Source organism: Thioalkalivibrio paradoxus ARh 1 (assembly GCF_000227685.2).
GTDB lineage: Bacteria > Pseudomonadota > Gammaproteobacteria > Ectothiorhodospirales > Ectothiorhodospiraceae > Thioalkalivibrio > Thioalkalivibrio paradoxus.
Genome location: NZ_CP007029.1, coordinates 2,863,035 through 2,876,468, shown reverse-complemented (window position 1 = coordinate 2,876,468; position 13,434 = coordinate 2,863,035). Strand labels below are relative to the sequence as shown.

The 13,434-nt window shown below is 66.3% G+C and carries 13 protein-coding genes; 7 read left to right on the top strand and 6 right to left on the bottom strand.

Going from position 1 to position 13,434, the window contains the following annotated elements:
• Positions 1-12: 12 nt before the first annotated feature.
• The 3 genes from THITH_RS18145 to THITH_RS12865 are packed head-to-tail and all read right to left on the bottom strand — an operon-like array spanning position 13 to position 2,195.
• Positions 13-570 (bottom strand): c-type cytochrome, encoded by a 558-nt coding sequence (locus tag THITH_RS18145; protein WP_006748979.1) that lies wholly within the window; start codon positions 568-570, stop codon positions 13-15.
• Positions 571-580: 10 nt separating this feature from the next.
• Complete coding sequence (locus tag THITH_RS12870; protein ID WP_006748978.1) at positions 581-1,870, bottom strand: NAD(P)/FAD-dependent oxidoreductase; 1,290 nt, start codon at positions 1,868-1,870, stop codon at positions 581-583.
• A gap of 16 nt (positions 1,871-1,886) precedes the next feature.
• Positions 1,887-2,195 carry a c-type cytochrome gene (locus THITH_RS12865; protein WP_006748977.1) on the bottom strand — a complete coding sequence of 103 codons (309 nt, stop codon included), beginning with the start codon at positions 2,193-2,195 and terminating at the stop codon, positions 1,887-1,889.
• 447 nt (positions 2,196-2,642) lie between these two features.
• Between THITH_RS12865 and THITH_RS12860 the strand changes: the two genes are divergently transcribed.
• From THITH_RS12860 to THITH_RS12835, 6 genes are all read left to right on the top strand, one after another.
• Positions 2,643-4,712, top strand: a complete 2,070-nt coding sequence (locus THITH_RS12860; RefSeq protein ID WP_006748976.1) for a TonB-dependent receptor — start codon at positions 2,643-2,645, stop codon at positions 4,710-4,712.
• 11 nt (positions 4,713-4,723) lie between these two features.
• On the top strand, positions 4,724-5,971 hold the full coding sequence (locus tag THITH_RS12855) for a sialidase family protein (RefSeq protein ID WP_006748975.1): 1,248 nt from the start codon (positions 4,724-4,726) through the stop codon (positions 5,969-5,971).
• Positions 5,968-6,510 carry a TlpA family protein disulfide reductase gene (locus THITH_RS12850; RefSeq protein WP_006748974.1) on the top strand — a complete coding sequence of 181 codons (543 nt, stop codon included), beginning with the start codon at positions 5,968-5,970 and terminating at the stop codon, positions 6,508-6,510. The genes THITH_RS12855 and THITH_RS12850 overlap by 4 nt, the downstream gene beginning before the upstream one ends.
• Before the next feature lie 22 nt (positions 6,511-6,532).
• Positions 6,533-7,405: an energy transducer TonB gene (locus THITH_RS12845; protein WP_025367550.1), complete on the top strand. Its 873-nt coding sequence runs from the start codon at positions 6,533-6,535 to the stop codon at positions 7,403-7,405.
• Positions 7,406-7,485: 80 nt separating this feature from the next.
• Complete coding sequence (locus THITH_RS12840) at positions 7,486-8,160, top strand: MotA/TolQ/ExbB proton channel family protein (RefSeq protein WP_006748541.1); 675 nt, start codon at positions 7,486-7,488, stop codon at positions 8,158-8,160.
• Positions 8,160-8,564, top strand: a complete 405-nt coding sequence (locus tag THITH_RS12835; RefSeq protein ID WP_006748540.1) for an ExbD/TolR family protein — start codon at positions 8,160-8,162, stop codon at positions 8,562-8,564. Before THITH_RS12840 ends, THITH_RS12835 begins: the two co-directional genes overlap by 1 nt.
• Positions 8,565-8,647: 83 nt before the next feature.
• Here THITH_RS12835 and THITH_RS12830 read toward each other — a convergent pair whose 3' ends face one another.
• From THITH_RS12830 to THITH_RS12820, 3 genes are all read right to left on the bottom strand, one after another.
• The gene (locus tag THITH_RS12830) at positions 8,648-9,916 is read right to left on the bottom strand and encodes a hypothetical protein (RefSeq protein ID WP_006748539.1); all 1,269 of its coding nucleotides are present in this window, start codon (positions 9,914-9,916) and stop codon (positions 8,648-8,650) included.
• A complete protein-coding gene (locus THITH_RS12825) occupies positions 9,913-11,205 on the bottom strand; it encodes a methanobactin export MATE transporter MbnM (RefSeq protein WP_006748538.1) in 1,293 nt (430 codons plus the stop codon). The genes THITH_RS12830 and THITH_RS12825 overlap by 4 nt, the downstream gene beginning before the upstream one ends.
• A gap of 92 nt (positions 11,206-11,297) precedes the next feature.
• Positions 11,298-12,227, bottom strand: a complete 930-nt coding sequence (locus tag THITH_RS12820; protein WP_006748537.1) for an MbnP family copper-binding protein — start codon at positions 12,225-12,227, stop codon at positions 11,298-11,300.
• Between the two features lie 485 nt (positions 12,228-12,712).
• On the opposite strand from THITH_RS12820, the gene THITH_RS12815 reads away from it, so the two are divergent.
• Complete coding sequence (locus tag THITH_RS12815) at positions 12,713-13,423, top strand: protein-L-isoaspartate(D-aspartate) O-methyltransferase (RefSeq protein WP_006748536.1); 711 nt, start codon at positions 12,713-12,715, stop codon at positions 13,421-13,423.
• Positions 13,424-13,434: the final 11 nt, after the last annotated feature.

Genomic DNA, 13,434 nt, shown 5'->3' with positions numbered 1-13,434 from the left:
CGCAGTCCGTCGCTAGTGATGATGACCGCTGTGGTGGTGATCGCCGTGGTGGTGATCGCCGTGGTGGTGATCGCCGTGGTGGTGATCGCCGGCAGCGTGGTCAGGGGAATGGCCGTTGGTTCCGGCCAGCGCCGCACCCTGGGCTCGGTCCCGCATGAAGTTCACCAGATCCCAGATGTCACGCTCGTCGAGCGCATCCCCGAAGCCTGGCATCGGACCGCGCCCGATCCGCACGCGGTAGGCGAGATCGCCGTCGGAGTGATGGGGCGCGTGCTCGACCAGATCGGCGACCGGCGGGTCGAGATCATGCGCGTCGGGTCCGTCTCCGCGCAGCGTTTCACCGTGGCAGCGCACACAGTGTTCCGCGTACAGCACTCCGCCCTGGTCGAGTGAGCGCGCATCGGGCGGGATCGGGTTTTCCCGGTGGATCTCCGCCTCTGGAACTTCCCAGCCACTGCCATGGCCGTGGTGGTCATGGTGGTGGGGCGGATGAGCGAGTACTGCGCTGGCTGTGGCAAGACCGGCGACCAGCGCAACGAGCACGCTCCCGGATTTCAGATCGCGTTGCATCGGGTACCTCCTAGCCGTACATCTCGGCCGTGATGTTGTCGTACCAGCCGCGCGCGTAGACGGCCTCGAGCTGGCGGAAGTGGTCGTCTGCTTCCCCGGGGCTGACTCCAGCACCCTCGGAGGCCACGATGCTCCCGTTGTCGAGTCGATAGACTGCGGAGACCGAGATGCCGTATTCCGGGCCGACGAGGCTGTAGCAGGTTGAGGACCACGAAGGCTCGGTGGGATCGAAGCCATGCAGCGCGGCGACGACTGCGGCCGCGCAGACCTTCGCCTGACTGTTCGCAGCAAAGCCCGCCTTGGGCATCGCGCCCGCAATGCTGGCATCGCCGATTACATGGATATGCGGGATCTGCAGCGACTCGAACGTCTGCTGGTTCACGGGGCACCAGCCACTGTCGTCGGTCAGGCCGGTATTGCGCGCGATTGCACCGGCGTGCTGTGGCGGGATCAGGTTCACCACATCGCCGCGGTAGCGGCCGGAGGGGGTGAACACCTCTCCGGTGGCGGCATCCACGCGTTCGACCGTGCCGCCCTCGATGCCGGGGACCCACTCGATCATGCCCGGATAGAGCGTTTCCCAACCGGTCTGGAACAACCCCTGTTTTGCGAATGCGTCCTTCGCATCGAGGATCAGGATCTTGGATCGGGGCTTGTGGTGCTTCAGATAGTGCGCGATCAGCGATGCCCGCTCGTAGGGCCCCGGCGGGCAGCGGAACGGGTTTGCCGGAGGTGCGATCACCACTACGCCACCGTCGGACATCGCCTCGAGCTGGCGGCGCAGCAGCAGGGTCTGCTCGCCCGGACGCCAGGCGTGGGGCATCGCCTCCTGTGCGGCCTGGTCGTAGCCCTCGACCGCGTCCCAGCGCAGATCGATTCCCGGTGACACGACCAGCCGGTCGTAACCGATCGCGCTGCCGTCGTCGAGCACCACACGATGGCCGTCGGCGTCGATCGACTCGACCCAGCGCTGTACGAGCCGAACGCCGTGGTGGTGCTCCAGCTGGGAGAGGTCGTGGGTGATCGACGCCAGATCCCGTTCTCCTCCGAGCACGAGGTTGCTGAAGGGGCAGGTGGTGTAGGTGTCGGACGGGTTGATCAGCGTGACCTCGAGATCCGGGTCGAAGTGGCGCAGGTAGCGGGCGCAGGTGCTGCCTCCGAACCCGCCCCCGATCACGACGACACGCTGTGCCTTGTTTCCGCTGTCGTGCATCGCATGGCCGTAGGCGAGGGACGAGGCGGCCGTGGCCGCGCCTGCACCGAACAGTTGGAGAAAACGTCGACGGTTGATGGCAGTCATTTCCGGTGCTCCGCGCTTAGTGTTGGGCAATGTGCTGGGCGATCGAGGCGATTTCGTCCTCGCTGTAGCCGCTGGCCTGTCGCTGCATCACGGTGCTTTCGCGGGTTCCGGAGCGAAATGCGAGCATCGTCTCTGCAATCTGGTCGGCATCGAGGCCGGAGAGCGACGGAATTCCCCCCTGGCTGTCGCCGTTTGGACCGTGGCAGCCGTAGCAGTTACCCGCGAGCAGTGCTCCCCGCAGGTCGTTGGCGCCGGCGCTGCCGGCGATGCCGGCGACGACCAGCGCGAGGGTTGGCAGCAGTGCGTACCTGAAACGTCGATTCATCGTTCTTCCTCCTGGTTCGGTCGTGGACGGGGGAGCCAGCGATGTGGCTCGCGTTCGGTTCCCGCTGGGAACAGCAGCAAGCACCAGGCCAGCGTACGCACGGAATGTCTCACGGCCCATGAAACATTAAATAAAACAAAAAGATGGGTACGGAAAACGTGGTCTGGAGAGGAACCCGTCTGTTTCACGCTGGTTCGATTTGGAACGGGATGATTCGCCTGGAAACGGCGTCTGCCGATGCGCCGCGACGGTCGGCCAGGCAACGTCGCGGCATCGGCTCGGCTGCCACTGTGTGATCTGCCCCTGCGGTTGGGGCATCTCACCCAGAAAATTCCGAGTCCGACAAGGGCGGTTGAGTGCAGGTCATTGAGACAAGGGGATATTCAGGTTCTGGCATAGGGGTTGCGTACGGGACGGTCCCCCGAACTTCCAAGGAGATGTCTGCTCATGCCACGCCATTGCAAGCGCATCCAGCCCGGCTGGATCATGCTCGGCCTGACGGTGCTCTGGATGCCCCAGGCAATCGCAGGAGAGCGTCTCGACGAGGTTACCGTTACCGGCACCCGTGAGGCACAGGCGGTGGAGGAAACCCCGGCCGCGGTCTCGGTGATCGACGCCAGCGAAATCTCTGAAGCGCGCCCGACGCATCCATCCGAGCTGATGAGCCGTGTGCCGGGAGTCCACGTCAACGTGACCGGGGGCGAGGGGCACATGACTGCGATCCGGCAGCCCATCACTACCGCGCCGGTTTACCTGTTTCTTGAGGATGGGATCCCGACGCGTTCGACCGGGTTTTTCAACCACAATGCGCTGTACGAGGTCAACCTTCCGCAGGCCGGGGGCGTCGAAGTGCTTCGTGGACCAGGAACCGCCCTCTACGGATCCGATGCGATTGGCGGGGTGGTAAACGTGCTGACCCGCCCGGCGCCGCTGCATCCAGAGGCGGAGATTCAGCTGGATGTGGGCGAATACGGATACACGCGGCTGATGGGGAGTGCCGGCAATACCTGGGATGGCGACGGTCTGCGAGCGGACCTGAACCTGACCCGGACCGATGGCTGGCGCGACGGTACCGGATATGATCGCCAGAGCCTGAATCTGCGCTGGGACCGCTTTCTGGACAGCGGCGCAGTCTTGAAAACGGTCATTGCAGGATCGAGGATCGACCAGGACACTGCCGGTTCTTCGCGCCTGTCCCGCGAGGACTACGAGCAGAGGCCGACCCGCAACTACACCCCGATCTCGTTCCGAAAGGTCGGGGCTTTGCGGGCCTCTACAGCCTACGAAAGGGAGACCGCCGACAGCCTTCTGAGCGTCACGTCCTATCTGCGCCAAAACACGATGGACCTGATGCCGAACTGGACGCTGAACTTCGATCCATACGTGTCCGAGACGGAGAACCTGTCCGCGGGGCTCTTGCTACGGCACCGGCGCGACTTCGAACCAATGCGGGCTCGCGTGATCGTGGGTGCGGACTTCGACTATAGCCCCGGGAGTCGGGTCGAGCGACATATCGAGACGACCCGCGATGGCCCGGTGTTCACGGACTACACGGTGGGTGAGCGGATCTATGAATACGACGTGACGTTCATGAGCGCGTCGCCCTATGTCCACCTCGAGTCCTCGCCGAGCGAGCACCTGCGTCTGAGCGCCGGCCTGCGCTACGACCGCATGCGTTACGACTACAAGGACCGGCTCGACACACCACCGAGCGAACGGCATCGGAGGCCCGAGAGCACCCAGGTCGATTTCGAGAGCTGGAGCCCGAAGCTGGGCGCGACCTACGCGTTCCACCCGCGGCTGAGTGGTTTCGCCGCTTACCGCCATGCCTTCCGCGCCCCCTCCGAGGGCCAGTTGTTCCGGCCCGGGACGGCGGTCGGGAGCGTCGACCTCGATCCCGTCAAGGCCGACAGTTACGAACTGGGACTGCGTGGCCGCATCGGCGAGGGCATAGATTTCGAACTCACCCTGTACCAGCTCGATAAGCGGGACGACATCGTACGGTTTACCGACACGGCCACGGGGGTGCCAGAAACCACGAATGCGGGACGGACCCGGCACCGCGGTGTCGAGGTCGGCGTGGGTTCCGACCTCGGGCAGGCGCTGCGGCTGGACGTTGCTCTAAGCCATTCGCGCCATACCTTCGAGGAATGGAGTCCGCGGACCGGGCTCGATTTCGCCGGCAACGAGATGAGTTCTGCCCCCCGCCTGGTGGCCAGCACGCGGCTGGGGTACCGACCTGCCTGGCTGCAAGGTCTGCACGGCGAACTGGAATGGGAGCGCGTTGGGCGCTACTGGATGGACGACGAGAACACGACGCGTTACCGCGGGCACGACCTAGTGCACCTACGCATGGCCTACCGGATCGGCGACGACCTCGAGGTCTTCGGGCGTGTGCACAACCTGACCGACGAACGGTACGCGACCTCCTCGGCCTTTACCCAGGCCCGTGGCGAAGAACTGGCCCCCGGGCTGCCGCGTACCGTCTATGCCGGCGTTCGGTACCGATTCCAGTGAGGGGGCGAGCGATGTTGCAGAATCCGATGAGGGTCGCCGTGCTGGCGGCAGTGGTCTGCGTGTTCACGCCACTGCCGGCCGATGCCACCGACGGCGGGACGACCGACACGCCTCGCCATCCCGACTGCCGCAACGACCCGGCCCCGCTCTCGGTACACTGCGGGCACACACCGACCCCGGTGATCGACGGAGAGGGGCGGCTACGGGTCGCCTGGGTACAGCGGGACCGGGTGCTGGTGGCCGCGTCCGACGATTGGGGCCAGACCTTCGACGCACCGGTCGCGGTCAATCCGGAGCCCGAACCGATCGATCATAACGGCGAGAACCGTCCAAAGCTGGCGCTGGGTCCCGCCGGCGAATTGTATGTGTCGTACACGCGGCGGTTGGAGCGCCGTTTCAGCGGGGATATCCGCTTCAGTCGCTCCCTCGACGGCGGTACCCATTTTTCCAGCCCGGTTACGGTCAACGACAATCGCGAGCCGATCAGCCACCGGTTCGATGCCCTCGGTGTCGATGGCGAGGGCGCGGTGTTCCTCGCCTGGCTGGACGCGCGCGATGCCGCTGCTGCCGACCGTGTTGGCCATCGCTACCCGGGGTCGGCCCTCTACTATGCCCGGTCCACGGACGGCGGCCGGAGCTTCTCGGCCAACGGCAAGCTCGCAGACCACAGCTGTCAGTGTTGTCGAATTGCCCTGGACATGGATCCGGACGGTCTGCCCGTGCTGATCTGGCGCCATGTCTTCGGAACGAGTACCCGAGACCACGCGCTGCTGGCCTTTCGGGACCACGGGATGCCAGGGGAATTGCGCCGAGCCAGCGAGGACGGATGGGAGATCGACGCCTGTCCGCACCACGGTCCCGGTCTGTCGATACACGACGACGGTGTATACCACATGGTTTGGTTCACCAATGCCAGCGAGCAGCGGCGCGGACCGTATTATGCCCACTCGATGGATGCAGGCCGGGCTTTCTCGGATCCCTTGCCGGTGGGTCGACGTGACCGCTCGGCGAGCCATCCGGACGTACTGTCCCTCGGTGCACGCGTGGCGATCGCATGGACCGAGGTCGACGGTGACGACACGATCCTCAAGGTGATGCAATCGGCCGATGGCGGCCGGCGCTGGGGTGCCCCGTTTGAACAGGCGCGAATGCCAGGTCCGGCGGACCATCCACTGTGGCTGGAGAGCGAGGGCGAGGCCCTGCTGTCCTGGCACGGGCCTGCTGCCGGTTACCAGCTCTTCAAGGTTTCGGCGCCATGACTTGGCGACCGGCCCTCGTTCGGGCACTGGCTATGCTGACGGTCCCGGTGCTGTGCTCAGGGGCATGGGCGGCTGACGCCGGGTTACGCCCGTTCGTGCAGGACAGCATCGACGAGATCGAGGACAGCCATGCTGGAGGGCCATTCATCCTGAAACTGTGGTCCCTCGACTGCGGACCGTGCCGGGCTGAGTTGCCACACTGGTCTGACCTGGCCCGCCGGTTCCCCGACCTAGCGCTCGTTCTCGTCTCCGTCGACCCCTATGAAGACCGGCACGAGGTCGAGACATTTCTGACTGACCACGGACTCGATGGCCAGGAGCGCTGGATCTTCGCCGATCCGTTCGTGCAACGCCTGCGAGTCGCGATCGACCCCGGCTGGTACGGCGAGCTGCCGCGAACGTATTTCTATCCACAAGGCCATGAGCGCCAAGCGGTCAGTGGGCGTCTGCCGCTGGATCGTGTCGAGCGGTGGATCTGCCTGAACGTGGCAACACACTCCGGCGCATCGAGTCCATCCTGGAATGGCAGCCCCTGCTGAACCGATTTCCGTCCCGTGCGCCGTGGGACAGGCCGCCGCGCTTGCGGTTGCGCTCGGGCTCCATGCCGCAATGGTGGCCATGCTCGGCTGGTCCGGAGAGGACCCCGAGCAGCCGCCAGCCGTGGTGACCGGGTTCGAAATGGTTCGTCTGGCCGATCCCGCACCGGAGCTCCTGGCCGGGACGCCCGAGCCGGAACCCGAGCCCGAACCCGAGCCCGAACCCGAGCCCGAACCCGAGCCCGAGCCCGAGCCCGAGCCCGAACCCGAGCCCGAACCCGAGCCCGAACCCGAGCCCGAACCCGAGCCCGAACCCGAGCCCGAACCCGAGCCCGAACCCGAGCCCGAGCCCGAACCCGAGCCCGAACCCGAACCCGAACCCGAGCCCGAACCCGAACCCGAACCCGAACCCGAACCCGAACCCGAACCCGAACCCGAACCCGAACCCGAACCCGAACCCGAACCCGAACCCAGGCCGGAACCCAGGCCGGAACCCAGGCCGGAACCCAGGCCGGAACCCAGGCCGGAACCCAGGCCCGTTCGGGACGCCGAGCCGCCGGGGGGCACGGCCGCGGAGGACACCGATGCCGGGCCGCCCGAACCTCCGGCGTTCGTGCCGCCGTCGAGCCAGGCGGCCTACCTGAACAACCCGGAGCCCGTGTATCCGGCCGCTGCGCGCAGCCGCGGAATGGAAGGGCTGGTATTGCTCGAGGTCGAGGTGGGAGCCGATGGTCGGGTGCTCTCGGTGACCGTACATTCGGGCTCGGGATTCCGGTTACTGGATGCCGCTGCGCAGGATGCCGTCCGGCGCTGGCATTTCGAGCCGGCGCGGCGCAAGGGCCGGCCGGTGGCGGCGACGGTGGAGGTGCCGATCCGTTTTCGGCTGGCGGACGGCTAGACGGGACCTGGCATCAGGCAATGCTGCAGCGTCGCTGCAGCGGGGTGCCGTATCACGAGACCTTGAGCGAGGAGAGAACGATGGATGGTGACCTTTGGCTGGGTTGGTGGGGGCACGCCGACCTGGTGGTACGCGGCGTCTTCCTGCTGCTGGTGGCGCTGTCGGTGTTGAGTTGGACCGTGATCCTGTACAAGGGCGTGCAGTTTCGGCGCGTTTTCACGATCGAGCAGCGCGGCGCGGCAGCCTTGAGCGAGTGGTCTTCCGAGGGACTCGGAAACGTGTTGAGACCGGGTTCACCGTCGAGCCGGGTCTTAGCGGACTTAAGGTGGGCCCACCTCCGGGGAACGGACCGCGACGACCTGCGGGACCTGGTGGCCCACCGGGTACGGTCCCAGCGTGCACGCCTCGAAACCGGGCTGGTCGCACTCGCGACGACCGGAAACACGGCTCCGTTCATTGGTCTGCTCGGGACGGTATGGGGCATCATGCATGCCCTGCAGGCTCTGGGAGGGGCCGGGGGGGCGATCTCGATGGATTTGATCGCCGGACCGGTGGCCGAGGCGCTGGTCGCGACCGCAGCCGGCCTGTTCACCGCGATTCCGGCGGTCGTCGGTTACAACCTGCTGCTGCGTCGGTTGCGGCGTATCATGGGAGTGCTGGAGGGCAACGCCCTGCAGATGCTGGCCTGCAGCGGGCTCCCAGGAGATGGCATGGCTGCACCGGCCGCGCCGTTGCGACCGGGGAGGGCCGTCTGATGGCCGGGGGGTTGCTGGGCGACGAGGATCAACCGCTGTCGGAAATCAACGTGGTTCCGCTGGTGGACGTGATGCTGGTGTTGCTGGTGATGTTCATCATCGCAGCCCCCGTGTTTGCCCAGGCCCTTGGCGTGGATCTGCCACAGGTGGAGGCGCCTGCAGACGCCGAGCCTACGGTGGTGACCTTGGTGCTGCATGGCGATGGCCGGTTACTGCTGGACGATGTGCCAGTGCAGCGTGACGCACTTGCGGGCTTGTTGGAAGAGTACGTCGGCAAGGAGCCTCGTGTGGTGGTCCGGCTGGGTGCGGACGCGTCAGTCCCCTACCAGAAGGTCGCCGAGCTGGTAAGCGTGGTGCAGCACAGCGGCGTTGAACGTCTCGCGTTCGCGACCCGCAATCCCTGACGTGGGGGTTCGAGGGATGGCGGCCGCGCTGACGCGGCCGCCATCCCGGCAGTGCTGAACTCCCGAAAGAACCGTCTTTCGGGTCAAAGACCACGGAGTGGACGCGTCTGCTGCCAGACCAGGCCGATTCCGAGGCGGTTGCTGCGCTCGGGTAGCGACTGGTCGCGGGTCCATTCGACCCGGACTGCGAGACCGTGGTCGAAGCGATAACGCCAGGCGATCCCGAGACGTTCTGGGTCGTCGTCATTGAGCAGATTGGCATCCTTCGCCAGTCCCGGCGCGGCGGCCCCGTGCAATTCGTTCTTGAGCTCCAGTCGCTCATATCGAAGCCCCAGCGTGTGCCGGCCCCAGTGCAATTCGGGCTGGATCCAGCCGCCCCGGTAGTCACCGGTGTAGTTGGCCCGGCGCAGGGCATCCGACAGCGCGCCGTCGCTGCGGGAGTCGAGGAACTCCCCGCTGATGCCAATCGCCAGGTCCGGACGAACGAAGTGGCGGACGCTGCCGTGCAGTCCAGTCAGCCGGGTGTCGCCGGTGAAGCGGATGTCGGGCGGCATCTCCTCGTCCGGAAGCCCGTGGCTGTGGCCTTCCTGGTAACGCGCATCGGGGCGGAGCCGGGCATCGGCATGCAGGTGCCAGAGTCCGACGTCTGCCTGCTGACGGTGGCCGGACCAGCGGTAGGTAGCGAACAGATCCCAGGCGCCGCCGCCGGAGCCGCTGGTGGCTGGAAAGTTCGAACCCCGCCAGAGCTCGACGCCGGCCGAGAGTCCGTCGGGGTCTGAACGCATCAGCAGGATCCCTTCGTCGTGGTAATGACGGCCCAGGAACACGTCCATCGCCAGTGGCGCTTCGCTGAACAGCCGGGTGGACGGGTGTTCGGCAACTGCCGGCGAGAAGCGCGGCGACATCCGCCCCGCCTCGAACAGTACGGGCTGGTGCGCGAGTTCGTGCGAGAAGCCCACAAACGCATGCTCGAGCTCGATGTCCACGTCCCCGCTGTCGCCCCCGTGGCCGTGGGCGGCGATCTTCGCACCTACGTGCAGCCGATCGCTCAAAGGGTGTCGGATCCCCAGGAAGGCATCATCGAGTTCCAGGCCTTCCTGGGCCGGCAACGCGTGGCCGCCCATCAGGGCGCCAGGGATGCGCCAGGGCAGACCGTCGTCAACTACGCCCTGGGATCGCCAGGTCAGAGACAATCCGGCACTGACCTCGGTCTTCGCCGGTGCCGAGACCGGTGCATGGGCGTGGCCCGGACGCGCGGTCAGGGCCAGGGATGCGGCGACGGCGGCTGCGAGGAGGGCGATGGGAACACCGGGAACCATGTTCCCGCGGTCGATGCATGCGGTCGGTTTCATTCCTGTTCTTCCCAGGGGTTGCTGAAGCGTGGATTGGTGGTTACGGATTCGTCGGTCAACGCGTGCAGGAAATCGAGCACCGCCTGGAGTTCGGCGTCCGAGAGCTGGAAGCCGACCACGAAACCGTCCTTCAACGGGTTCATCCGGCCATCGCCGACATGCGGGCCGGTGGTGACATTGCGACCGCCCGCGGCGTAGGTCTGGATCACCTCTTCCAGGGTTTCGATGGACCCGTCGTGCATGTAGGGTGCGGTCAGTGCCACGTTGCGCAGGCTGGGGGCCCGAAACCGGCCCATGTCGCCCGGCCGCCCGGTGATTTCGTGAACACCGGTGTTGGGTTCCGGGTAGCCGCCGAGCCCGTCGATGTTGAACAAGCCGGTGTTGTGGAACGGCATCTCGCGGAAGAAATGGCTGCGGTCGTACACCGAGTTGGTGAAGTTGTACCCGCCGTGGCAGTGGAAGCATTCCATCCGCTCGCTGAAGAACAGTTCCATGCCCTGTCGCTCGCTGGCGGTCAGGGCATCGCGATCGCCTTCCTGGTAGCGGTCGAAGCGGGAATCGAACGACGTGATGCCGCGTACGAAGCTGGCCAGAGCCTGTACCACCCGGTGGAAGGTGAAGGGCTGGTCGTCGTCGGGAAACGCGTCGGCGAACAGGCGCTGGTAGACCGGATCGGTCTCCAGTTCGTACAGGATCTGACCCCGGTTGCTGTCGTTGATGCCGTGTTCGACCGGTTCCTCGCCGAAGAGCGGGATCATGATCTGCTGCTCGATGGTCAGCAGGACCGGGTTGGCCCAGGTCAGCGATGGAAAGTAGGCGGTGTTGACCAGCCCCTGCGAATTGCGGGGGTGTACTTCGCCGGTAGCTCCGACCGGGAGGGCGCGGCCGTCCGCGAAGGCCTTGTCCTGATGGTGGCACGAGGCGCAGGCGATCGATCCGTTGGCCGAAAGCAGCGGGTCGTAGAACAGGTGCCGGCCGAGCTGGAACTTCTCCTCGGTCATCGGATTGTCTTCGGGTTCGACAGGCAGCGGGATCCGTTCGGGCACGTCGTAGTCGAAGGCGCTGAGTCGGGCGCCGTGGTCGTCGACGAAGGTTTCGCTGCCGCAGCCGGGCAGCAGCAGGAGAAGCGCGAGCCCAGTCGCGGTTAGCCCCCACGCGCCGGATTCTCGGATCCGGTGCAGCCTGCGGGGCTGGGCCGGGGAGCGCCCGGGGCGCGAGACGCGGTGGTGGATGGAATCAGGCCAGGCGCTAGATGAAGGCCGATGCTGGGGAGCACGGGTGCGTGTCACGGGAGTCCTCCGGGAGATGCGGGCAGAACGAGGCCGTGACGCCGGCGGGGCGCGCCGGCGTCACGTTGTGCTCTGGGAGGGTCGGCTTCGAGTCAGTTCTGGCCGACGGTGAACACGGCTTGCGGCAGCGACGGCTCTGGGCCGTCTCCGAGCGCGATGCCGAGCTGCTGGAACACCGGGCCACATTCGGGGTCGCCCGTTCCGGACATGCAGCCGGCGGCGCCGCCGGCGTCGATGCCAAGATTGCTCGACTCGACCAACCGGGCGTAATCGATGTTCACGTGGCCTTGTTCCGGGGAGAAGCCGTCCAGCGCGACGTCCACACGGTTCGGGTACATGCAGGACACCGTTTCGCCGACGGCCGGATCGCCGGTGCAGCCGGTGCTGCCGAGGTGGAAATTCCAACGGGAGCCCGAGAACTCCGGATCCGACGGTCGGAGAATCCCGCCGACCGGCTCGACATCGAAACGCATGAACTTGTAGCCGCCCTGCCAGTTCCAGAACATCGTGGTCCGGTTCAGCGGGCTGGGCGCGGTCGACGCGTCGATGTGATTCAAGTCATGCGGCACGCCGACGATGAAACGCAGGCCGGCGATGGTCGTGGCGGTGGGGTCATAGGCGGCGGTTCCGCGCACCTCGTGGTTCATCGGCTTGTCCGCGCCGAGGCAGAAGTCGCCACGGTCCTGGAAGTCCAGCAGCGCCACGTTCTCGAACTGCCACGGACTCTGTTCGAGTTCCAGTGGGATTTCGGTGCCATCGTCTGCAATCAGGCGCACGTCGTGCACGAACAGGGCGAAATCCGCAAGTCGTGCCTCGGTGCCCGACAGGCCCAGCCCATGCAGAGACTGGTCGCAGGCAATGGGCGTTCCGGCTGCATGGGCCTGGAATGGGATGACCACCTCCTGCGAGGTCGGGTTCGATCCTCCTTGGCCGGGATCCCCGGTGCTGGAGCCGGAACCGCCGCAGGCCGCGGTGAATGCGCTGGCGACGGCGAGCGTGAGCAAGCGATGGGTGTTATGCATGGGTCTTTCCTCTCCTCTGGTATGCCCCCGCTGGTCGAGCGGTCCGCGGGTTCTCTGTCTTGTTCGGCCTCGGCGGCGCACGCCGGCCGTGCAGGGCTCAGGTCGAGCCCCGAGGTCAGGGAAAGCAATCTTCATGCCTAGAATTAATTAGTAGTGGAAACATATGGTTGGTTAGGCACGAGCGGGGGGGATAGGGCATTTGCCACACCCCCTGGGGCAAATGCCTGCACGGCATGGTCCACGGGCCACGGCGCAGGCTTGGGGCGGCGCCGGTCGACGGGCCTTTGCCGCCGATCTCGGCCGGTGGGTGTTGCACCCACGGAGGCATCGATTCGCACAGCTGCCGGTTGCGTGCCCTTGCGGGAACCAATACAACCCCACAATCGCCATAGGGGTAGGTGCTGAGTTCACGGCTGCCGCTGAATGCCAAGGCCCCGGCGGCGGGGCCTGCAGCGGGGCCGGCAACCCGACCGCGGAGGTCCGACATGACATCCGTCATCCGCGTGCTGATCTGGGGGCTCCTGGCGGGATCGCTGACCGGCCCGGTGCTGGCGCAGGACGGCCGTTTCGACCGCGAGCGCGAACGCATGGTCGCCACCCAGGTCGAGGCGCGCGGCATCCAAGATCCGGCGACCCTCGAAGCGTTGCGCCGGGTGCCGCGCCATCGCTTCGTGCCGGAGGATCGGCGCCGTCATGCCTATCAGGATCGGCCGGTTCCGATCGGCTACGGCCAGACGATTTCGCAGCCGTTCCTGGTGGCCTACATGACGGAACTGCTGAAGCCGCGGCCCGGGATGCGCGTGCTGGAGATCGGGACGGGTTCCGGGTATCAGGCGGCGGTGCTGGCGGAGATTCTGGACGAGGTGTTCACGGTCGAGATCATCGGCGAGCTGGCGCAATGGGGCGAAACCAACCTGCGGCGGGCCGGATATGGGCACGTCCGGGTCAAGCAGGCCGACGGCTATTATGGCTGGGAGGAGCACGCCCCGTTCGACGCGATCGTCGTGACCGCCGCGGCCGACCACATTCCCCCGCCACTGTTGGATCAGTTGCGTGACGGCGGTCGCATGGTCATCCCGGTGGGCTCGCCGTTTCGTACCCAGACGCTGATGCTGATCACGCGCGACGGTGACCGCACCGTGAGCGAGAGCCTGCTGCCGGTGCGCTTTGTCCCGCTGACACGCAAGACACCATGACCGCAGAGGCG

Excerpts from the sequence above, each read along its gene's own strand:
- THITH_RS18145 (WP_006748979.1), bottom strand. The coding sequence starts at position 570 with ATGCAACGCGATCTGAAATCCGGGAGCGTGCTCGTTGCGCTGGTCGCC.
- THITH_RS12870 (WP_006748978.1), bottom strand. The coding sequence starts at position 1,870 with ATGACTGCCATCAACCGTCGACGTTTTCTCCAACTGTTCGGTGCAGGC.
- THITH_RS12865 (WP_006748977.1), bottom strand. The coding sequence starts at position 2,195 with ATGAATCGACGTTTCAGGTACGCACTGCTGCCAACCCTCGCGCTGGTC.
- THITH_RS12860 (WP_006748976.1), top strand. The coding sequence starts at position 2,643 with ATGCCACGCCATTGCAAGCGCATCCAGCCCGGCTGGATCATGCTCGGC.
- THITH_RS12855 (WP_006748975.1), top strand. The coding sequence starts at position 4,724 with ATGTTGCAGAATCCGATGAGGGTCGCCGTGCTGGCGGCAGTGGTCTGC.
- THITH_RS12850 (WP_006748974.1), top strand. The coding sequence starts at position 5,968 with ATGACTTGGCGACCGGCCCTCGTTCGGGCACTGGCTATGCTGACGGTC.
- THITH_RS12840 (WP_006748541.1), top strand. The coding sequence starts at position 7,486 with ATGGATGGTGACCTTTGGCTGGGTTGGTGGGGGCACGCCGACCTGGTG.
- THITH_RS12835 (WP_006748540.1), top strand. The coding sequence starts at position 8,160 with ATGGCCGGGGGGTTGCTGGGCGACGAGGATCAACCGCTGTCGGAAATC.
- THITH_RS12830 (WP_006748539.1), bottom strand. The coding sequence starts at position 9,916 with ATGAAACCGACCGCATGCATCGACCGCGGGAACATGGTTCCCGGTGTT.
- THITH_RS12820 (WP_006748537.1), bottom strand. The coding sequence starts at position 12,227 with ATGCATAACACCCATCGCTTGCTCACGCTCGCCGTCGCCAGCGCATTC.
- THITH_RS12815 (WP_006748536.1), top strand. The coding sequence starts at position 12,713 with ATGACATCCGTCATCCGCGTGCTGATCTGGGGGCTCCTGGCGGGATCG.